This window comes from Nostoc sp. UHCC 0302 (assembly GCF_038096175.1).
In the GTDB taxonomy this organism is placed as follows: Bacteria; Cyanobacteriota; Cyanobacteriia; order Cyanobacteriales; family Nostocaceae; genus UHCC-0302.
Map to the genome: position 1 here is coordinate 1,411,689 of NZ_CP151099.1, position 21,361 is coordinate 1,433,049.

The window sequence follows — 21,361 nt, forward strand, 5'->3', positions numbered from 1 at the left end:
CAACGGAAGGGATTAGGGAGTGCAGGGGGTATACTTGTTAAAGTAGCTTTAACGAATTTACCTTATTCCAGCGATCAGAGTTGATATCCAGTTGAGGATTAACGCATTAAACCCCATTTTTTGACTGGTGGGTTACGCACAGACGCGTAGTAGTGTAAAAAAAATCCAACCTGTCAAAATCTTAATCTAGTTGTTTGGCTCAGGTTAGGGGCAGCTAGTAAACTTAAACTCAGTAAGAAAATATTTGTTGTACCTTCCGCTGCACTGCATTATAAGAGAGCGCCACCGCTACGATGCTATTGCAAAATCTGTGTACTGCCGCATCTTAGGCTCATGGAATGCCAACACTATATCTTCCTTATTAACACCTGCACGAACTAGGTCAGTTGCGATACCATCTTCAGTCCAATCTTCCTCGATCCAAAATTTGCGATCTCGAATCCGAACATAAACGGTCATACCAGTAATACGATCGCCGTTTTGCCAACCAAGGTTCATCCAAATATAATGACCCTTCGGCTCATCCATAATCAAGAATGTTTCGATATCTTGGTTAGGACGATGGTTACATAGTTCTACATACTGCGTCAGGATACGCTTAATTATCTTAGGATACTCAGTTAATTTATCCATTGTGTGATCTCCTCTGTCTCTGTATCGACGACAATGAGTGGAAGTTGATGTTTGTGGAGGATGAGTTGAATCACATCCTGGTTGAAAAAGCTTTTATAAGTGATTGCACCGACAGCAACGTAAAGTTTACGGTCTGGCGCTGTTTCCTCTAAAAGATAACGGTAGATGTCATACTGACCGAGAGCTTCTTTCAAATCTTGTATCTTTGATGCGCCAATAAAACTTTTCACTTCAACAACAAGTTTTTGACCATCTCGTTCAGCTGCAATGGGGCGTTCAGCACCAAGATCAGCATACAACGTTGTTCTTCGATACTGAATTATGTAGGGATCGTCTGTAATTACCCAGCCGTCCTTCACCAGTGCATTTTTTACCGCATTATGGATAATGTCTAACTTGGGCATAATTTAAGTATAAGTCAGCTTCGCTACCTGATAAAAATCAGCGCCAGTCTTAAAGCTGATCCTAGACTGGGTTTAGATTAGATTAGATACCTTGAATATTAAATTAACTTTTAAAAGTATTGCAGGTATCTTAACGTATAAGCTTTAGAAAAATTTACAAACCAAGTTCTAACTCTAAATTAGTTTGCAAAGTCTCCAATCTAGGAGTAACCCATTTTTTATGCCAGTAGCTTACTAAATCTATTTGAGTAAAATCTTTCCATACCACCTGATTTGTATCTCCCAACAGATACTCCTGCCAATTTTCAGCCAGGGTACAGCGATAATATCCCCTTTGCCAACCAATGCTAAGCATATCTGCTGACAATCCAAGTTCATGCAAACCTCTTTTCAAGATACGCATTTTCCAATTTGGACCCTCGCCAAATTTGTAACTATTGAAAACATCGTCTGGTACAACTTGCCTAATTAGTTCCCATCTGCCATTTGCTGTTATATGAAGATGACTTTGCCCTTTCGTATAATCTATAAAATCCCAGTTTGCTAGACGATTATAAATTGCTGATTTACCAAATGCTCCTAGTGTATCGATATAAACAAGATAAGGCTTTTTATTTTCTCCAGTAATAACAGAAGGATTATCTTTATATTTTTGATAAAAATCATTACGAACTTTTGGAAACATTAAAGTCAGGGCAATGAGCTTAGAACCAAGTACCTTATTATATGGCGGTATTGCTCCTAGAATATATGCAGTCATGCAGTTATATAGTCGCTGCATTTTTTGATCTTTTGTCCACCCGATAGATTGGTCATCTCTAACACCCAAACCAATAACAGGATCACAAAGACCAACTATCCCTATCAACTTCTCATTTTGATGATCAAAGACAAAGTATCGAATGCGTCTTCCATAACCGACTGTAACAGGTACTTGACATCAAGTATAAGCCAATCGTAGTTTTGTAGCTTTTCCACATAATCTAATCGAGCTGCCATAAACAACCCAAATCCTCTTCCTCCGCGAATCGATTTTTTGATAAACATATCTCCCTGATATGCTGCCTTGAGAACTACATCAGGAATCTCAAACCAGCAACAAAGTTTCTTGCGCTTTGGATCTGTTTCTACAAAAGGATACTCATACTTAAGTTGATCCTGAAGATAATTATCAATCTGTTTAAATGTATAAGCTAGTTCCATCTTGGTCAAAGATTGTTTAGTAACAGCAACTACCTTAACTCCCTTATGATGAGCATATTCTCCTAACTTCACTAAGTAAGACTGTTTCACTTGTAGGGGCCGCAACGTACCATCTCGTAAAATAAAATCTCCAGCCTTTGTTTCTGGACGATCAATAATTTCAAGAATAAGCGCAATCTCCAAAACTTCCTGACAGAACCCCAGCAGTGTTGATAGATTTGCACAAATTTGTTCTCTTTTGTACGCGAAAACCTTATCTGGTACATCATCTAAAAACTTGAATAGATATTTAATTGGCTCTAAAGTTAGAAGTTCATCGTAAATATCATTCAAGTGGCCTGGATGTGTAATAAGAATATTATGTGGATAATATGCCTGCCCAAGTATTACTGGATCGTCTAATGAGTTCATCCTAATCTGCTTTCACAAGGGTAAGCAGATGTAACCAGCAGCATAAATAGCGATGCATAGACCGTTGTAGAATTGCTCATTGTTATAACTGCCATCTATCGCATAAAATCTTCTGTCACTGTCATCAATTTGATCGAATGGAATGATTTCAAATATTTGAGGAGTTTCTATATTCTCCTCGTGTCCAATCACAGGAATACCATAACTTTTGTTGCTTCTTGTGTTGATATGTTTCGCAACCAACTCAATAGCACTATCAGGGATTTCTTTTCCTGGCATATCTTGCCTTTAACAGTATTGCTTTAGAAGATTTTACCTAACGTTTATGATTTCAGTATAATATTTGTCGAGTAGCTGGTCGTAGAAGCATTATTATTTACAGCGTTTTGTATCTAAATGGAGTACATCCTTTACCCCCCTTAATCCCCCCGATGTATTGGGGGAAAATTGCCAATCTAGTTCCCTCCCCTTTCCAAGGGGAGGGTTAGGGAGGGGTATTTTTGTACTTAACTAACTTGCAATCTGCTGTATGTCTACAATGCCTAAGCATAGTTCAATTTAGGCATCGTTAGCTACCCTATACCTGTTAAGTGTGCAGGATTGTCCATGCAGTGTATCCCACTGTTAGCCTATTGGCACATAACAGAGTTTAATAACGTAACGAATCACCTGCACACCATCTTCAACAAGTAACATCACGCGATCGCTTATGGGGTTTGCTCCCCCTGCTTCCCACTCAGCACTCTATAACCGATATCTCTACGGTAATATATCCCTTCAAAGTGAATTGTTTTGATGCCAGCATATGCTTGGGCGATCGCTTGCTCAAAATTTTCTCCGACGCCAGTCACATTTAAAACCCGACCACCATCGGTTACTACTTGTTGTTGCTGGTTCAATTTCGTCCCTGCATGAAATACAGTCACGCCTGCTGTTTCTGCGTCTTCAATACCAGTAATCACTTTGCCTTTTTGATATTCCCCTGGATAACCACCTGAAGCAGCAACGACAGTGGCAGCTGCTCCCTGTTTCCAGGCAATCGGCGGCAGTTCCCCTAAGCGTTGCTGTACGCAAGCCAGGATTAATTCTTCTAGAGGTGTTGCCAAGAGTGGTAAGATTACCTGCGTCTCAGGATCGCCGAAGCGACAGTTAAATTCCAAAACTTTCAGGTCGCCATTGGGCGCAATCATTAACCCAGCATACAGCACGCCTCGGTAGTCAATGCCCTTAGCTCTTAAAGTGGCGATCGCTCTTTCTAATACCTCTGTTTGAATGCGTGACATTAACTCTGGCGTAGCAATGGGTGCTGGGGCATAGGCTCCCATCCCACCAGTATTTTCGCCTATATCACCTTCACCAATCCGCTTATGGTCTTGAGCTGGCAGTAACGGTCGAATTGTTAATCCATCTGTCAAAGCTAAGACTGACACCTCTTGACCAATTAAAAATTCTTCAATGACAACAAATTCCCCAGCACTACCAAACTGCCCTTGGAAAATTGCGGCGATCGCTTTTTCTGCCTGTTCCACTGTTTCAGCTACCGTCACACCTTTACCAGCTGCTAAGCCGTCAGCTTTGACAACAATTGGTGCGCCTGTACCTCTGACATAGGATTTTGCCGCTGATGCCTCTGTAAATACCGCAGCTCGTGCAGTTGGAATCTTTGCTTCCTGCATTAAGGCTTTTGCCCAAGCTTTGCTCGCCTCAATTTGCGCTCCCGCTTTTTTAGGGCCAAATACCATCAATCCTTTTTCTTCTAGGTAATCTGTGATTCCTCTGGCTAAAGGCACTTCTGGCCCGACTATCACTAAAGAAATGCCATTTTCTAGAGCAAATCGGCTGATGCCTTCAAAATCGTCTACCCCCAAGTGCAAGTTTTGGCAACGTTCCATCCTTGCTGTCCCACCATTGCCTGGCACACAGACCACATGCTCAATTTGCTTGGATTCCAACAACTTCCATGCTAGAGCGTGTTCTCGCCCTCCATTACCGACAACTAAAACTTTCACTGATTTCCTCGTGCGTGCCTTGCGAAACGAGAATCCCCTAGCGGCTCTCGCGGATCAATTTTTCACCAATTCTTACACTTATGCAAGCCCTTGGTTCAATTAGAAATTGTGTGCAGTCATGGAAACGATAGCGTAAGCAAAATTTTCCTAATCTCCCTGATCTACGCGGGGTTGCTGCAACGAAAGAAACTTTTCTAAGTTCTGCCAAGCGTTGCTCCTGGTTTTGAGGCTCGGATGAAGCTTCGCAACCGACTTCTGTGTGTAACGCAGTGCCTCCTCATTTTTTAGTTGCTATATTTAATGGCATTTCAGTATTACCTAATCACACCATACCTTAGTTTAATTGCTCTTATTTGCTTATCTGCCTTAGCTAAAGAATTTATACTGTATTTGTTCTTAACATTTAACTTAGCAAATTAAAATATTTATAAATTTTACTACTTACAACAAGTCAATAAATATACTGAAACTCAGACAAAACTAATCAGACTCTTTAAGTATCTATTAGAAATTTTGTGTGATTTAAATGGTTAAAAAAATAATCCTCAAGTAATGACGATATGGAATATAAGTATTAACCTGTTAATATTGTGATTAATAGAACATTCAGAAACAGACATGGCTAAAATTATTGTCACTGGAGCGGCAGGATTTATTGGTTCTCAACTTGTAGAAACGTTGTTGCAACAAGGAGAAGAAGTCGTTGGGATTGATGAATTTAATGATTATTATGATCCTATATTAAAGCGTAAAAATGTTGCCCACTTACATTGCTTACCTGGCTTTACATTAATTGAAGGAAATATGCAATTTTTAGATTGGCAAGCACTTCTAAAAGATGTTGATGTAGTCTACCATCAAGCAGCGCAAGCAGGTGTCAGGGCGAGTTGGGGTCAGTCTTTTCGAGATTATACTGAACGAAATATTAATGCTACACAAGTTTTGCTAGAAGCAGCTAAAAATGCTAAAAATTTGAAAAGGTTGGTATTTGCTTCTTCATCTAGTGTCTATGGTGATGCAGAAACATTACCTACTCACGAGGGGATTTGCCCACAACCAGTTTCTCCTTACGGTATTACTAAACTAGCGGCTGAACAATTAGGCGGACTATATTACAAAAACTTTGGTGTGCCATTTGTGGCATTGCGCTATTTCACAGTATATGGGCCTAAACAGCGCCCAGATATGGCATTTCATCAATTTTTTAAGTCTATTTTGGAGGATAAGGCAATTCCTATTTTTGGTGATGGACAGCAAACACGGGAGTTTACCTTTGTTAGTGATATCATCGCTGCTAATTTAGCTGCCGCTACTGTACCCGAAGCAGTTGGAGAAATCTTCAACATTGGTGGTGGTAGCAGAGTGGTTTTAGCAGAGGTGTTGGACATAATAGCAGAAATTGTCGCGAAACCAGTTAACAGAAACTACTTAGAAAAAGCTACGGGAGACGCCCGCCACACCGCTGCTGATGTATCTAAAGCGCAGAAAATTCTTGGATACCAGCCGCAAGTTTCTTTAAGGGAAGGTTTGAGCCAGGAATGGCAGTGGATTAAGTCATTGTATTAAATTCAGAAGGCAGCCCAAATGAAAAAATCTCACTGGAGAGTACTGGTGGCCTGGGTTTAATAACCTAATTTAGTGGACTAAGGGGTAAGAAACGTGCTGCTGTTGCAGTTTCTATCTTGACGAGCGCATATCATCTGATATTTTGCCAAGAAACTTATAAAGATTTAGGAGTTGATTATTTTGACAAACAACAACCCGAAAGTGTTAATAAAGAATTGATTAAACGCTTGGATAACTTTGGTTATCAAGTTAGTTTTGAGCCGATTACGGTTGTAATTTAAACCCGCAATCAATGTGTTAGTTTTGGCTGTCGCCATTCAACAACTTCAGCCATATACCTTTTTTGGGTTTTTGCCAAAGTTTTATTTTCAAATCAGAAGGCAGGAGGCAGTCCTGTTTGAGGCAGAGGTCAAGAAACTTTCCTTTCCTCAAGCCGGACTGTCTCCTTCAATACTACTAAGTGCCTTGGAGTTACTCAAGTAGCAAAAATTACTTCTATCTCGTCTCCTGACTTCATTTAATTGACACTGATTAGTTGATAAATTTTATTTATAAATTCTGGATTAAATTGTCCAATAGCAAATATTAATTTAGTCAAATTTTCTTTGAACAGATTTTCATTGACTATTATTTCGCCTCGGTTTTGTTTAATAGATTTGATAACTGCATTCGCAACTTTAATAGGTGTGGAAATACCTGCTAATCGGTTTACTGACAAGTTACTATTAATGGTCATCCCGGCATTTACATATCCTGGGCATATTGTCGAAATATGTACACCAGTACCAATTAGTTCTTGCCGGGCAGCATCACTCCACATGATTAAACCAGCTTTACTTGCAGAATAAACACTGTTATTAACAACTCCTTTTTTACCACCCAGAGAAGCAATATTAACAATGTGTCCTGTTCCGCGCTCTAACATACCTGGTAGTAGCAAACGGGTTAATTCAATAGGAGCAAGCAAATTAGTTTCTATTAGTGATTGTATTTCCTTGAAAGAATAATTTACAAAAGCTTTAACAATTAGTATAGCAGCATTATTAATTACAATATCTACTGCGCCTACAGCTTTATTAATATCTTGCACAAGAGTAGGCAATTGTGTAAGCTCCGTTATGTCAAAAGGAATACTTATCCCTTTTCCCCCAAAAACTTTAATTTCATCGCATATTTTCTCTAGTTCTGCTTCGGAACGAGAAACAGCCACTACAGTTGCTCGCTCTTTTGCTAGACTCCGGGCAATATATATTCCTATACCACCCGATGCACCAGTTAAAAGTACCGTTTTTCCTCTAATAATTGTCACGCTTCTCCCCTTTATTTAAATATTTAATACTTTTATCATAGTAAGAAATAATAGTCAAATTATAAAATATAATTTTATAATTTGGCTATTACCAAGATATAATTTAAACTTAGTATTAAATATAACTTAAACTTAGTATTAACTAACTTAAAAAGTTCTTTTAAACTTCAAGAAGAGCATTTTTATAACTATGAAATTTTTTAAGATATTACGCTGTTGAGTTACTCTATTACAACGCATATGCAACTCACAATTGCCTTTTTAGCCAGCAGCAAGCAGCTTTGTTGAGCAGTTAAGGGTGATCGTACTTTATTTAAGCGATCGCCCAAATAAAGTACGCTGGAGGTTATCTGCCACAATAGTTGGGTTAAATAAAAAATATCATTGAAACAGTAAGGCAGTAACGTGTTCTCCCAAAGGGAGAGGCTAGCGCCTTCTCTACAAGAGACTGTGCCAAGGAGATGCTCCTACGTAGCTAACGCTACGTAGCATCATCCTAGAGGGGGTGGGTATTTTATTATTTGGAGTTCGTATATGTCTGATACCGGACAGACTAAAGCTTGTATGTGTATATAAGATTGTAGAATTTGGCATTTTTATAGTAGTTCCAGTAAAAAGCTATTTTTTTCAAATTAAGACTAATGCAGGGTTTTATTAAGCGTATATTGATTTGTGATGATGTGGCTGATAACTCTTTTTTGATGAAAACGATTCTAGAAGCAGAGTCATGCCAGATTGAAGTTGTTGATTCAGGAGCAGCGGTGCTAGACTTCCTTGAAACAAACCCTAACCCACCTGACCTGCTAATACTAGATGTGATGATGCCCAAAATGGATGGATTTGAAGTTGTTCGATACATTCGAGAATCGACTAAATTTCAATTTATTCCTATTTTGTTGGTGACAGGTATTGCTGAAGATGATGCAAAGAAGGCTCTTGATATAAAGATTGATGGATTTATCCAGAAACCTATTGATCCTGATGCAGTAATAACTCAAGTTCGAGCAATTTTAGACAGTAACTCTTAAAAATCTCCTTTGAGTCAGGACTTCATCCTGAGCTCAATAGTTATAAATGATGCAGTTGCTGTAGAGCCGTTAAAAGATTGAGAGTGACTTGTAGACTAGCGCACCTAAAGCTAAACCTGCAAATGAAAATATAGAGGTCATCCCAAAGGCTAGCTTTTGGTTAAAACCAGCTGCTTGAAAGTCTATCCTGACTAATATAGTGGCAGAAAGAATCAGTAAGGTATCAAGAAATACGCGAAACCAGGCAAGCATGAGAAAGAACAAGAAAGCGGCTAAAACGGAAATAGCGAAAGTCTTGACTTTTGATTTGAGCAAAAAAGTAAAATAGCGTGACATCCTTGACCAAGAAGTAGTCAAAGTTAACAGTAAAAGCAAGATAGCAAATATAACCACCTCCCACACAAACGGTGGGGCATTTGTTTCAGATATCATCCAGCCTAAAGTACTGTAGCTAAGCAGTACTAGCGCCAGGGAAACCCAAGGAACTCTTTTTAAAATTGACATGGGTTGGTTTTACAGTACTGAGTAAAGCTATTATTTCACGACTCTATGCAGCAACCAAGGGGTTTACTTTACCTAAGCATTTGATTTAGTTCGTGACAGTTGTCTCCCGTTAACGATATTCTGCTATAGAGGAAGTTTTTCACCCTGTGGTTAACAGTGCAACAAGAAACTAAAAGCAAACCAGATGAAGTTATTTAGAATTTGACGGTCATGGCTTAGACTAGTAAGTCTATCTTATATTTCTTATAGCTTCAATGAATAAGCTGTTATGCTCTACCCAAGAAAGCAAAACAAGTTTGCAGAGAATTGCGGCACAAAGTACTTAAATATGTTCTTAAACATTTGTAAACTGTTAGCAGCCGAGTAGCCGCGTGTCACATCTTGTTAAGGAATTATCATGAGACAACTTGTTATTGTTGAGCGCGTATGCCTCATTGGTCATATTGTGTCAATGGTGTTTGGATTGGTAGGTATACTACTGGTCGTACCCAATGCCGAAATAATTTTAAACTTATCCGACGTAGGACAGACCGCCATGCAGTGGAGTATGGCTGGAGGCGGTGTGGCTTATATGATTTTGGGTGCAGTAGCTGTGTTTCTGTATGGCTTGCGGACTTTAGGTTTAGGTCGCACCTTAGCATTTATGCTGCCGTCAGTGTTTATTTCTTTAGGAAGTGAACTATTGGGAACCAGCACTGGATTTCCCTTTGGTCACTACAGCTACCTGAGTGGTTTAGGCTATAAAATCGCGGGTTTAGTTCCATTTACAATCCCATTGTCATGGTTTTATGTAGGATGCGTTTCTTACCTGCTAGCGCGTGCAGGTTTAGAAGTGGACAAAAAACCCAGCTTATTGCGTCATATAGGTGCGATCGCCTTGGGTGCTTTGTTACTCACCTCCTGGGATTTTGTACTTGATCCCGCCATGAGTCAAACCTCTCTCCCCTTCTGGTATTGGCAACAACCAGGTGCTTTCTTTGGAATGCCTTACCAAAACTTTCTAGGGTGGATGGGAACCGGCTCAGTATTTATGACTGTGGCAGCAGTTTTGTGGAGAAACAACCCAATTACATTGGAGCGATCGCAACTCAATATACCCTTGGTGGTTTATTTAAGTAACTTTGGTTTCGCTACAGTGATGAGTTTGGCAGCTGGATTTTCCATCCCTGTGTTGCTAGGCTTAGTGCTTGGTGTCACTCCCGCCGTGGCGCTCTGGTTGAGAGGCTCAAGCACATCTGCTCAACTTACCGTTGAACCAGTAGCAAAAGAAGTCTCAGTGGCCAGCGTCAAAGTTGCTTTGAAATAGAAGGGATGGGGGATGGGGCATTGGGGATTGAACATTAGTTATTATTTCTCCCCCACTCTCCTACTCCCCCACTCCCCACTCCCCTACTCCCATAGTAAAATTTAACAGTGGACAACGCTTTGACAATAGAAAGCGCCATATCGCTTTTGTTGTTACTTATCCAATTACCTGCAACAGCAATTCTACTTTCGCGCCTATTAAAAGGGCCAAGACGCCATCCCCCAATAGAACCCCAACAGCCAACGTTAGAGCTTTTGGGGAGCGTCAGCGTTGTCGTGCCTACACTCAACGAGGCGCTTCGCATTAGTCCTTTGTTGGCTGGCTTAAGTCGGCAAAGCTACGAAATTCGAGAAATTATTGTTGTAGACAGCAAGTCTCAAGATGGAACCCCTGAATTAGTCAAAGCAGCACAGCAACAAGATCCCCGCTTTCGCGTGATGACAGATGATCCTTTACCCTCTGGTTGGGTGGGGCGTCCTTGGGCGTTGCATAACGGCTTTTTGCATAGTTCAGAGGCGAGTCAGTGGTTTCTCGGACTGGATGCTGATATTCAACCCCATCCTGGCTTGGTTGCTGGTTTAGTGAAGACAGCTGAAGCAGAAGGCTATGATTTGGTTTCCCTTTCGCCTCAGTTTATCCTCAAATACCCAGGAGAGTGCTGGCTACAACCAGCTTTGTTGATGACTCTACTGTATCGATTTGACCCAGCTGGTATTAATACGGAGCAGCCAGAACGGGTGATGGCAAACGGGCAGTGCTTTTTATGTCGTCGCCAAGTTTTAGCTGCTGTCGGTGGGTATATCAGTGCCAGTAGTTCTTTTTGTGATGATGTCACTTTGGCGCGGAATATTGCTGCCCGTGGGTTTAACGTGGGCTTTTTAGATGGTGCGAAAGTGCTGAAGGTGCGGATGTATGAGGGAGCAATGGAGACTTGGAAAGAATGGGGTCGAAGTCTCGACCTTAAAGATGCTTCTTCTATTGCTCAGCTATGGGGAGATTTATGGGTACTTTCGGCAGTTCAAGCTTTACCCCTTTTAGTTGTCCTAGCCTACCTCCTCCTTTCCCCAACTCTGCCCCTTTTTCCCTCTCCCCCTCACCTACTACTGGGACTAAACTTATTCCTACTAGTGATTCGCTTTGCAATGCTTATAGCGATCGCACCTTCCTATGATCGCAAAAGTGCGACAGGCAGTTGGTTGTTCTGGCTTTCCCCTTTGGCTGATCCCATAGCTGTATTGCGAATCTTCTTATCTGCATTCCGTACTCCCCGCGAGTGGCGAGGACGGAAGTACAATGCTGAGTGATGAGTCGTAGAGACGCGATTATACTCTTACGAGAATCCGCTCTTCGAGCGTCTACGCGTCTCTACAAGAGTCAAGAATTAGTATTTTATTTGTCCCCCTTGTCCCCCTTGCTCCTCGATCACTGAGCGTAGCCGTACCCCTCCGGGGAAGCAAGCTACGCCTCCGGTCTCGTAGAGAAGTGCTGCCCCTCTACCTCCTCAACCTTATTCCTCACTTTCACCTCCTACTCGATCCGCGCGTTCTAGCTCCCAGAGTATTTGATTTCCTTCACGGCGTACGCGTGACACTATCCAGTTTCGCCAGCGCCACTCGTCTCCCCGACTGGTGACGGCGCTAGCGTGGACATCCATCAAGTCTGCTAATTCGGAACTGGTGATTAGGTAGCCTTTTTCGGCAAGTTCATCAGCAATACGCAGAGTTTCGACCAAGTTCCGGAGTTGCGAAACCCTCATCTCAGACGGTTTTTCATCGGTTGCGATCGCAGCTGGCCCAGTTGATGGTTCCATAGGGGTTATTTCTGATGCAGAAGTACTGATTTCTGGTATCCTTTTGTTAATTATTCTAGAGTTAGTATCATAATCAGACACTTTTGCTACATTTAGTTCACTTGTAGAAGGTAAAGATTTGTAAGAACTTGTTGGGACTAATTGCTGTAGCGATGGTATTTTGCCACTGGCATAGGTGCGAGCAATTACATCACACCGTTCGTTGCCTATGTTACCAGAATGTCCACGGACGTATTGCCATTTGATTTGCTTAGTATTGAGCTGGTCTAAAGTTTCCAAAAGGTCTTGGTTTTGAACGGGTTTACCATCTGCTTTTTTCCAGCCTTTATTTTTCCAGCCTTTCACCCACTTGGTAACGCAGTTGATTAGGTATTCGCTATCAGTATAGAGAGTGATCGGTTCAGTTTGTCCAGACGTATGCAGGAATTGTAGGGCCGCGATCGCCGCTTGCATTTCCATTTTATTGTTGGTGGTATGGGCTGATGCATCGCCCATCTCATGAATTGAGCCATCGCTGAAGTAAACAACGACACCCCAACCACCAGGGCCTGGGTTACCAGTACAAGCGCCATCTGTATATATGCTTTGGATTATGTTTTGGGTGGGCATGGTATAAATATCTATCAGCCAATGTTTTAGCCGCTTCTCGTAGAGTATGCGACTTCCCGAAGAGTATCAACTGGTGAGGCAGCGCGGTCTTCTCCCAAAGGGAGAGGCTAGCGCCTGCCGTAGGATGCCCGCAGGGCTGTAGGGGGTCTCCCCCATGAGCGACTGCTGAACCACCAAGTGGTGATACTCTATCTCATAATGCTGCACCTACCTAGCAACTGGAATCATAATAGTTCAAATTTGTAACGACTTGTGAACCTGCTAAAAGGGTACGGTTATTGCGATCGCTCATTGAGATAAAACCGAACCTACCAAGATTTCAGTTGCTCTACCGTGTTAGTTAGGAAGCTTGAGATTAAGCTTTTAAAAATTGAAGATTGATTGAGAAAGGTATATAAGTCATCCACAAAGATGAAGCTTGAGATTGAGCCTCCTAAGACTAAGTAGTGTAGCTTAGAGGTGATAGATATGGCACTGATTCGTTGGGAGCCATTCCGCGATATTGGACGTTTACAATCGTTGCGGGATAGTGAACGTTGGGAACCATTTCGAGAAATTGATACCCTACAGCGTCAATTGAATCGCTTGTTTGATAGATTGATCCCAACTGATGATGGGGAAAGGACTGGATTCACATTTACTCCTGCTGCCGAAATAGAAGAAACTAATGATTCATTTCATTTAAGACTTGAAATACCAGGTCTAGAAGCAAAAGATGTAAATGTAGAAGCGACTCCTGAATCAGTTTTAATTAGCGGTGAGCGGAAGTCCGAAACCAGAACCGAAGAAAATGGTCTCACTCGCTCTGAGTTTCGTTATGGCAAATTCCAGCGGGTAATTCCGTTACCTTCTTTAATTCAAAACGACAAAGTGCAAGCTGAATACAAAGATGGTATTCTCCGCTTAACTTTGCCGAAAGCTGAACCAGAAAAACACAAAGCTGTCAAAGTTAATCTCGGTTAGTGGTTGGGGACTGGGTATTGGGGCTGGGTACTAGGTACTGGAAATTAATAATATTTCCCCCCTGCTTCCAGCCCCTGCTCCTCGGTCACTGAGCGTAGCCGTAAAGCCTGCGGCATAGCTACGCTTAGGGCGCAGCCTCTCGTAGAGAAGTGCTGCTCCCTGCCTGAAACTGAAGAGGAGATATATGGCAAAAGTAGTTGGAATAGATTTAGGAACGACGAACTCTTGTGTTGCCGTCATGGAAGGTGGACAACCCGTCGTGATTCCCAATGCTGAGGGACAGCGCATCACTCCCTCGGTTGTAGCTTATACCAAAACTGGCGAACGCTTGGTGGGTCAAATCGCTAGACGCCAAGCAGTGATGAACCCAGAAAACACTTTTTATTCTGTAAAACGTTTTATTGGGCGTAAATACGAAGAAGTCACCCATGAAGCGACAGAAGTTTCTTACAAAATCCTGCGTGACAGTAACGGAAACGTCAAACTCAACTGTCCCGCACTAGGTAAACAATTTGCTCCCGAAGAAATTTCTGCCCAAGTCCTACGGAAGTTGGTTGATGATGCAAGTACATATTTGGGAGAGAAAGTTACTCAAGCAGTAATTACGGTTCCTGCTTACTTCAATGATTCCCAGCGGCAAGCCACCAAAGATGCAGGTAAAATTGCCGGATTAGAAGTCCTCCGCATCATTAACGAACCGACGGCGGCAGCCCTTGCCTACGGTCTAGATAAAAAACACAATGAAACCATCTTAGTATTTGACCTTGGCGGTGGAACTTTTGACGTTTCTATTTTGGAAGTGGGTGATGGCGTATTTGAAGTGAAATCCACCAGCGGCGACACTCATTTAGGTGGTGACGACTTCGATAAAAAGATTGTAGATTGGCTGGCTAATGAGTTTCGGCGTAATGAAGGTGTTGATCTGCGTAAAGATAAGCAAGCTTTACAAAGACTGACTGAAGCAGCAGAGAAAGCAAAAATCGAACTCTCAAGTGCCACTCAAACTAATATCAACCTCCCCTTTATCACTGCTACTCAAGAAGGCCCAAAACACCTTGATATGACGTTAACGCGAGTTAAATTTGAGGAAATGTGTTCGGATCTTTTTGACCGTTGTCGCAAACCAGTGCAGCAAGCATTGCAAGATGCCAAACTTAGCAATGCTGAACTGGATGAAGTTGTACTCGTCGGTGGTTCGACTCGCATCCCCGCCGTGCAAGAATTAGTGCGGCGGATAACAGGTAAAGATCCTAACCAAGGCGTTAACCCTGATGAGGTTGTAGCTGTTGGTGCTGCAATTCAAGCGGGTGTTTTGGCGGGCGAAGTCAAAGATATCTTACTACTCGATGTCACGCCTTTGTCTTTGGGCGTAGAAACCCTTGGTGGTGTGATGACTAAGATTATTCCTCGCAATACAACTATCCCTGTAAAAAAATCTGAAATCTTCTCGACGGCGGCGGATGGTCAAACAAACGTGGAAGTCCACGTTCTCCAAGGTGAACGAGAATTAGTCAAAGACAATAAGAGTCTAGGTACTTTCCGCCTTGACGGAATTCCACCAGCACCAAGAGGTGTACCGCAAATCGAAGTCACCTTTGACATTGATGCTAATGGTATTCTCTCAGTGACTGCCAGAGACCGAGCAACAGGTAAACAGCAGTCGATTTCGATTACAGGTGCTTCCACTCTCGATAAGCGAGATGTGGAACGCATGGTTCGGGATGCAGAAACCCACGCTGAAGAAGACAAGAGACGGCGTGAACAAATTGATACGAAGAATTTGGCAGATTCTTTAGTTTATCAGGCTCAGAAACAACTTCATGATTTGGGTGATAAGGTAAGTGCTGCCGATAAGAGTCGCGTTGAAGGGCTGGTGCAAGATTTGCAAGAGGCGATTAATCAAGAGAACGTCGATCGCATTAAGTCTCTCACCAATGAGTTGCAGCAAGCCTTAATGCAAGTGGGTAGTGCTGTTTATGCTCAAGCGGGAAGTACCGGGGCTAATGGGGCTGCTGGCTCTCCTAACGGCTCTGGCGATCGCACTGATGATGTAATTGATGCAGATTTTGTGGAAAACAAGTAATATTTTCAGCTTGTCCACAAAACTTAGGGGGCGATCGCTTAATTGATTTTTCATTTTCATGCGTAAGTCCTACACCAATACCTTTCGGTTAAGGAACTTTTTGGTTGAGGCAGGCGGGGGGAGTAGAGGGGCAGGGGAGGAAATGGAAGAAGAATTAAAAAATGCCTTCAATATTTCCTCCAATTCTCCCCCTGCTTCCCATGCCTCCCCTGCTTATCCGAAACGTATTGAGTCCTACACTATCAAACTTAGTTTGTTAGTGTAGGATTCCCTAAGTTCTATCAACGCCGATTATCTACTTCCACCCTGATAGTAGAGCGGGGACAGCGCCAACTTGCTGCGCCAGAGCCGACATCAGTACAACCTTGAGATTGCATTGCATCCCGTGATACATCTTCCGGTTTATAAAATCGCCAACGTCCTCTGTTATCTGGCCCTGACTCGGCTCTGAGTCTGCGGGTATTGCGATTGTAATCAGGACGTCCGTAATCAGGACGCTCGTTATCTACTTCCACCCTAATAGTAGAGCGGGGACAGCGCCAACTTGCTGCGCCAGAGCCGACATCAGTACAACCTTGAGATTGCATTGCATCCCGTGATACATCTTCCGGTTTATAAAATCGCCAACGTCCTCTGTTATCTGGCCCTGAATCGGCTCTGAGTCTGCGGGTATTGCGATTGTAATCAGGACGTTCGTAATCAGGACGCTCGTTATCTACTTCCACCCTAATAGTAGAGCGGGGACAGCGCCAATTTGCTGCGCCAGAGCCGACATCAGTACAACCTTGAGATTGCATTGCATCCCGTGATACATCTTCCGGTTTATAAAATCGCCAACGTCCTCTATTATCTGGCCCTGACTCGGCTCTGAGTCTGCGGGTATTGCGATCATAATCACGTCCACGTCGATACTGGGATATCAGCAAAGGAGTAGAAGTGAGTTTGCTCTCTTGCGCGAAAACAGAGGATTCATGTGTATTTATAGGAACTGCTGCCACGAGAGTACCACAAGCAGCAAAAGCCATTAATTGAGATAAGCGAGTTAGTCTAGCAAAGTCAGGCATATAGTTTTCTCCTTACGCAACGCAAATATTATTAATATCAACGATGAGATTATGATCGAAAATAATATTAACCTCATCAAACTGGACAAATTGCTCAAATGGTTTGAGCTGTGACAGACTTGAAATGCATTACCTGTTTTGGGAGTGTGAATAGATAGATACAACCTTGATTGTCTTAATTTCGATTTTCGACAATTTAATAACAGATAGGTGTAAATAAATATAATATTGACTGTCATTGCGATTCCTAGCCTACAGTAAGGCTCTGCAAACGTTGTTTCTCATCGCAATGACATATTACGTTTAATTACGCCTACCTACTTATAGGCTATGATGCAGTCAGAAATGATTCATCGATATTTTTGGCAGTAGGCATTGTCGCACCTCTGAAAGTAGCCTGTTCTGCACAGTAAAACATAGCTTCTATTATTCGTACTCTGCTAACAACGAATGTATTTTAGTTAACAATACTGAACCCAAATTGAAGGCATATGCTATTCCTAATGCATGTATAGGCAAAGGCTTTGATTACTAAAATTAACGGGTTTTTCAGTCTCTCTTCTGCTTTGAGCAGTAAGAGGAATTACATCCTAACAGCAGGAGATAGTTGTTCATTATACGTAAATAACTTTGTTAATGAGTATCCCTCTACCATCAGGAAGAGGGGTTAGAAGTTCGGTACTTTTATGATGGGCAATTAGACCAACTTGAGATAAATTGATTTGCTTTCCTTACGGAAATTAAGAATTCCACAGTTTCCCATCCCCAATTCCCTTGATTACGGTGAAGAAACTTCCTCATGCGCTGACATCCCGATCAATAAAATTTATCCTTATAAATAAAAACCTGGGACTGAAGCACGAATACTTTGGTAAGATTTTTACAGCCTGTTCAAGCACCTTCAAAAAATCTTTAAGACACTGTTGTCAAAGCATAGTCTTATCCAGCCAAACCAGTTTGTGGTTGCCTTCTTTTGGCGAGGTCAGTGCTAGATATAGTACTTGAGTTACAGCAATGGCATGATTGTGAGGGATTGTGTCTATTTAAAAGCTACCCACTCTCAATACAGAGTAGGTTGCATTAGGCAGAAGCAGCTCGTTACAGGCAATAAAAGTCGTTACTCTAATCAAGCAATATAGGGATGGTAGTAGTGTCTGCTCATCATGAACTATATGTTGAGGAGAAACCGATGAATAACTCTCAGGTTATTATCAAGCAACATTTGCATCTTGTACTAGGAATCAAATTTATTGATTTGAATAAAACTTCCACATAAACACACACTGATGCGGTTTCATTTGCTTGAATAGCTATATGGATAGGACATTGATACGCAGGAAATTCTAAATTCCTAATTATGGCAACTAAACTGATTGATGTTAGAGAATACACTGTTAGGGCGCACAAAAGAGAGATTCACACTCGTGTTTTTCAGTTTGTCTGTAAAGAGTGTAACGAGGTGACAAAACGTGAGACTTTTGGGCCTCGACCTTTCTATTGCGAGAGATGTCGCCCTCCGCAAGCACCTAAGAAATCTCAGCAAGCAGCTCACAAAGCAAAACCTCGGCCAATGACTTATAAAAGTGATACTGATCTAAATTGATTGAAGCCCTATTATGACTCCACAAGTACAGTTAGAACCACCTCCAGGTAACTTCCTCTCGCCACTGTTGGAATTACGAGACTACTATGCTCGCCTCACAGAAGAGTACGAACGTCTGTTTGTGCAAGCGCGATCGCAGCTTGATCATGTAGAAGCTTTGTTGTCTAACTGGTCTTTTTCAAATGGCAAAAACCATATATCAAGACTAGCCTCAACTGACGAAACTTCAAATTCTTCCCAAGAAAGCCCGCTATTATTTCTCTCACCGCCTGATGATATCTCTGAAATCGACTTAGTTGAATCTATAAACTCAGAACCTCAAGGCTCGGATAACGTTGAGCTAGAGAATTCTGCTACTGTTGACACGAAAGAGAGTGAACCTGCAAATACACTGTCAGTTATAGAGACGCCTTCAGAGAGTAACGATAACTCAGCGAAAGTGTCAGAAGTTCCTATGCTGTCTGAGTATCAAGCTCTATCTCGGATGGAAGCTATAAAACAGCTATTGCAAGAGCATAAAGGCATTGTCTGTCATATTGATTTCATCGTGCGATCGCTTTACGGAGAGTTAGACTCAAATCTATTCAAAGTAGTTAAAGGTAGAGTTCAATCTTCCCTGACACAAGGCAGAGAAAGAAATGCTTGGGCAGCTGTTCCCGAAGAACCAGGTTGTTACACACTAGATTTAAATTTAGTAGTCCCAAATAACGGTAATGGTGCTTCGAAGAGTAGCAGACACAAAAAGAAGAAAGCTTTTGTACCTCCCCAGACAAAAGTAGTACCAATGCTCAGAGCATTTGATGGTCAATTTTTGATTGATGCCCTCACTTCTCTGCTTGAACAAAATCCTGGGAAAGTTTTCAGCGTTGCTGAAGTAATCGCTGGAATTTATGGAGAACTTGATTCTCAGCAAATCAGAGAGGTAAAAAATAAGGTGCTGAATGAACTATCTAGAGGGTATCGAACAGGGAGATTCTCTAGGGTTCCTGACAAAATCGGCTTTTATACCTGGGACTCCAATCTGATTGCGGGGGGAAACTCTCGCTAAACTCAGCTAGTTAGAATTTAGGAGTCAGGAGTAGAGACGCGATTATACTCTTACGAGAAGCCGCTCTTCTAGTGTCTACGCATCTGTACAGGAGTTAGGAGTACAGACGCGATTAATCGCGTCTGTACAGAATTCAGGAGGCAGAAGTTATTCCCTTTGTCCTCCTCATCTCCCCCTCTGCCAACATGGGAAAATTAAATGTCTCACAGATAACTACTCTGTCCAAGCGAGAGTTCGTTTAACTGCTTTTTGCCAAGTGGTGAAGTTGGACAATGCGCGATCGCTCTCTTTGCTAGGTTCAAATACGCGTTCAATGTATCGTTGTTGCACCAGGGCTTCATAACTATCCCAAAATCCCGCAGACAGTCCAGCTGCAAATGCTGCACCCTGCACAGTTGTATCGCGCATTTTTGGGCGTTCCACTGGAATCCCTAAGACATCAGCTTGGAACTGCATGAGGAAATCGTTCTCACAAGCACCACCATCTACAGTTAATCGCCCCATTGGAATACTGCTTGATGCATTAATTGCCTGCACCACTTCCAGAACTTGATAGGCGATCGCTTCCAAGACGGCGCGGACTAAATGTTGTGGTTGTACACTGGCGGTAATACCAAAAAAAGCCCCCCTTGCACTCATATCCCAATAAGGTGCGCCCAGTCCACTAAATGCAGGTACAAAGTAGACTCCACCATTATCTGCGACCTGATTGGCCATTGCCTCAGTTTCAGCAGCAGTTTTAATCAGCTTGATGCCATCACGTAACCATTGGATACAAGCACCACTAGTGAACATACTGCCTTCTAGGGCGTAGCCTATATCTAAAGTTCCGCTTGGCTTTACTTGCGTCCATGCCACAGTAGAAATTAGTTGTTGCTCTGAGCGCACGATTTGAGAGCCAGTGTGAGCTACCAAAAAGCTACCAGTGCCATAGGTGCATTTCATCAAACCAGGGCGATCGCAGCCATGACCGAATAGAGCAGCTTGCTGATCTCCTAAGATGGCAGTAATGGGAATTTCAGCGCCCAACAAAGCCGTATCGGTGACTCCAAATAATCCCAAGCTGGGCTGAATCTGAGGCAATATATGAGCAGGAATTTGGAATATATCTAGTAGTGTCTCATCCCACTCGCAGGTTTTGAGATTCATCAGCATTGTTCGGCTAGCGTTGCTGTGGTCAGTCGCGTGGACTTTACCACCCGTCAGTTTCCACAGTACCCAACTATCGATTGTGCCTGCCAAGACGTTTTTCAGGTCAATGCCTACAAATTGGTCTAACAGCCACCTAAGCTTGGTAGCAGAAAAGTAAGCATCAATCACCAAACCTGTGCGATCGTAAATATCTTGAGCATAGCCTTGCTCTTGCAACTGGTTACAAAGAGGAGCAGTGCGGCGGTCTTGCCAGACAATTGCCTGATGGAGTGGTAGCCCAGTAGTTTTATCCCAAATTAAGCAGGTTTCCCGCTGTACGGTTAGTCCCAGGGCAGCAATTTTTGATGGAGTAATTTGGGCATTTACAATAGCTGTTTGCATTACCCAGCAAGTGTCCTGCCAGATTTCCAAAGGATTATGTTCTAACCATCCTGGTTGCGGGTAATGCTGCGTCAACTCTTTGTACGCCTGCCCAACAATCTTGCCATCTGCATTAAATACAAAGGCGCGGTTGCCTGTCGTACCTAAATCCAGTGCTAAGATGTAGCCCAATGATGGAGTTGTGCTGCCAAGTGTCTGCATAGCTGCTTTTAATGCCGTGATAGCAATTTTACCAATTTAGGACACATCATCTGTATATTATATTTTTTAAAAGT

The 21,361-nt window shown here is 42.4% G+C and carries 21 protein-coding genes; 10 read left to right on the plus strand and 11 right to left on the minus strand.

Annotated features, from left to right (window positions below; all coding sequences use genetic code 11):
- Positions 1 to 288 precede the first annotated feature (288 nt).
- From WKK05_RS05780 to purD, 6 genes are all read right to left on the minus strand, one after another.
- The gene (locus WKK05_RS05780; RefSeq protein WP_341528816.1) at positions 289 to 633 is read right to left on the minus strand and encodes a XisI protein; all 345 of its coding nucleotides are present in this window, start codon (positions 631 to 633) and stop codon (positions 289 to 291) included.
- Positions 621 to 1,037: a XisH family protein gene (locus WKK05_RS05785; protein ID WP_341528817.1), complete on the minus strand. Its 417-nt coding sequence runs from the start codon at positions 1,035 to 1,037 to the stop codon at positions 621 to 623. The genes WKK05_RS05780 and WKK05_RS05785 overlap by 13 nt, the downstream gene beginning before the upstream one ends.
- A 154-nt stretch (positions 1,038 to 1,191) precedes the next feature.
- Positions 1,192 to 1,941, minus strand: coding sequence for a Druantia anti-phage system protein DruA (locus WKK05_RS05790; RefSeq protein WP_341531031.1), 750 nt, complete (start codon positions 1,939 to 1,941; stop codon positions 1,192 to 1,194).
- Positions 1,902 to 2,651 carry a hypothetical protein gene (locus WKK05_RS05795; protein WP_341528818.1) on the minus strand — a complete coding sequence of 250 codons (750 nt, stop codon included), beginning with the start codon at positions 2,649 to 2,651 and terminating at the stop codon, positions 1,902 to 1,904. The genes WKK05_RS05790 and WKK05_RS05795 overlap by 40 nt, the downstream gene beginning before the upstream one ends.
- Before the next feature lie 12 nt (positions 2,652 to 2,663).
- Entirely contained in the window at positions 2,664 to 2,930 is a 267-nt protein-coding gene (locus WKK05_RS05800; RefSeq protein WP_341528819.1) for a hypothetical protein, read from the minus strand.
- Between the two features lie 428 nt (positions 2,931 to 3,358).
- On the minus strand, positions 3,359 to 4,660 hold the full coding sequence (purD, locus tag WKK05_RS05805) for a phosphoribosylamine--glycine ligase (protein ID WP_341528820.1): 1,302 nt from the start codon (positions 4,658 to 4,660) through the stop codon (positions 3,359 to 3,361).
- A 618-nt stretch (positions 4,661 to 5,278) separates the two neighbouring features.
- Between purD and WKK05_RS05810 the strand changes: the two genes are divergently transcribed.
- The 3 genes from WKK05_RS05810 (at position 5,279) to WKK05_RS05820 (ending at position 6,709) form a co-directional block, all read left to right on the plus strand.
- Positions 5,279 to 6,226, plus strand: a complete 948-nt coding sequence (locus WKK05_RS05810; RefSeq protein ID WP_341528821.1) for an NAD-dependent epimerase/dehydratase family protein — start codon at positions 5,279 to 5,281, stop codon at positions 6,224 to 6,226.
- A 116-nt stretch (positions 6,227 to 6,342) separates the two neighbouring features.
- A complete protein-coding gene (locus WKK05_RS05815) occupies positions 6,343 to 6,507 on the plus strand; it encodes a hypothetical protein (RefSeq protein WP_341528822.1) in 165 nt (54 codons plus the stop codon).
- A gap of 22 nt (positions 6,508 to 6,529) precedes the next feature.
- The gene (locus tag WKK05_RS05820) at positions 6,530 to 6,709 is read left to right on the plus strand and encodes a hypothetical protein (RefSeq protein ID WP_341528823.1); all 180 of its coding nucleotides are present in this window, start codon (positions 6,530 to 6,532) and stop codon (positions 6,707 to 6,709) included.
- Positions 6,710 to 6,743: 34 nt separating this feature from the next.
- Here the strand turns inward: WKK05_RS05820 and WKK05_RS05825 are convergent, their stop codons facing one another.
- A complete protein-coding gene (locus WKK05_RS05825; RefSeq protein ID WP_341528824.1) occupies positions 6,744 to 7,535 on the minus strand; it encodes an SDR family NAD(P)-dependent oxidoreductase in 792 nt (263 codons plus the stop codon).
- Between the two features lie 641 nt (positions 7,536 to 8,176).
- Between WKK05_RS05825 and WKK05_RS05830 the strand changes: the two genes are divergently transcribed.
- Entirely contained in the window at positions 8,177 to 8,563 is a 387-nt protein-coding gene (locus tag WKK05_RS05830; RefSeq protein WP_341528825.1) for a response regulator, read from the plus strand.
- Positions 8,564 to 8,632: 69 nt separating this feature from the next.
- Here the strand turns inward: WKK05_RS05830 and WKK05_RS05835 are convergent, their stop codons facing one another.
- On the minus strand, positions 8,633 to 9,067 hold the full coding sequence (locus WKK05_RS05835) for a hypothetical protein (RefSeq protein ID WP_341528826.1): 435 nt from the start codon (positions 9,065 to 9,067) through the stop codon (positions 8,633 to 8,635).
- Positions 9,068 to 9,464: 397 nt separating this feature from the next.
- Between WKK05_RS05835 and cruF the strand changes: the two genes are divergently transcribed.
- Positions 9,465 to 10,373 carry a gamma-carotene 1'-hydroxylase CruF gene (cruF, locus tag WKK05_RS05840; protein ID WP_341528827.1) on the plus strand — a complete coding sequence of 303 codons (909 nt, stop codon included), beginning with the start codon at positions 9,465 to 9,467 and terminating at the stop codon, positions 10,371 to 10,373.
- Between the two features lie 107 nt (positions 10,374 to 10,480).
- Complete coding sequence (gene cruG / locus WKK05_RS05845) at positions 10,481 to 11,677, plus strand: 2'-O-glycosyltransferase CruG (RefSeq protein WP_341528828.1); 1,197 nt, start codon at positions 10,481 to 10,483, stop codon at positions 11,675 to 11,677.
- A gap of 203 nt (positions 11,678 to 11,880) precedes the next feature.
- Here the strand turns inward: cruG and rnhA are convergent, their stop codons facing one another.
- Positions 11,881 to 12,792 (minus strand): ribonuclease HI, encoded by a 912-nt coding sequence (rnhA, locus tag WKK05_RS05850; protein ID WP_341528829.1) that lies wholly within the window; start codon positions 12,790 to 12,792, stop codon positions 11,881 to 11,883.
- 468 nt (positions 12,793 to 13,260) lie between these two features.
- On the opposite strand from rnhA, the gene WKK05_RS05855 reads away from it, so the two are divergent.
- Positions 13,261 to 13,755 carry an Hsp20/alpha crystallin family protein gene (locus WKK05_RS05855; RefSeq protein WP_341528830.1) on the plus strand — a complete coding sequence of 165 codons (495 nt, stop codon included), beginning with the start codon at positions 13,261 to 13,263 and terminating at the stop codon, positions 13,753 to 13,755.
- A 184-nt stretch (positions 13,756 to 13,939) separates the two neighbouring features.
- Positions 13,940 to 15,838, plus strand: coding sequence for a molecular chaperone DnaK (gene dnaK / locus WKK05_RS05860; protein ID WP_341528831.1), 1,899 nt, complete (start codon positions 13,940 to 13,942; stop codon positions 15,836 to 15,838).
- Positions 15,839 to 16,119: 281 nt separating this feature from the next.
- On the opposite strand, the gene WKK05_RS05865 is transcribed toward dnaK, so the two are convergent.
- Positions 16,120 to 16,902 carry a hypothetical protein gene (locus WKK05_RS05865; protein WP_341528832.1) on the minus strand — a complete coding sequence of 261 codons (783 nt, stop codon included), beginning with the start codon at positions 16,900 to 16,902 and terminating at the stop codon, positions 16,120 to 16,122.
- Between the two features lie 1,357 nt (positions 16,903 to 18,259).
- Here WKK05_RS05865 and WKK05_RS05870 point away from each other — a divergent pair.
- Both WKK05_RS05870 and WKK05_RS05875 read left to right on the plus strand, forming a co-directional pair.
- Positions 18,260 to 18,505 (plus strand): hypothetical protein, encoded by a 246-nt coding sequence (locus WKK05_RS05870; protein WP_341528833.1) that lies wholly within the window; start codon positions 18,260 to 18,262, stop codon positions 18,503 to 18,505.
- A gap of 13 nt (positions 18,506 to 18,518) precedes the next feature.
- Positions 18,519 to 19,553 carry a hypothetical protein gene (locus WKK05_RS05875; protein WP_341528834.1) on the plus strand — a complete coding sequence of 345 codons (1,035 nt, stop codon included), beginning with the start codon at positions 18,519 to 18,521 and terminating at the stop codon, positions 19,551 to 19,553.
- Between the two features lie 213 nt (positions 19,554 to 19,766).
- On the opposite strand, the gene glpK is transcribed toward WKK05_RS05875, so the two are convergent.
- Positions 19,767 to 21,287 carry a glycerol kinase GlpK gene (glpK, locus tag WKK05_RS05880; protein ID WP_341528835.1) on the minus strand — a complete coding sequence of 507 codons (1,521 nt, stop codon included), beginning with the start codon at positions 21,285 to 21,287 and terminating at the stop codon, positions 19,767 to 19,769.
- Positions 21,288 to 21,361: the final 74 nt, after the last annotated feature.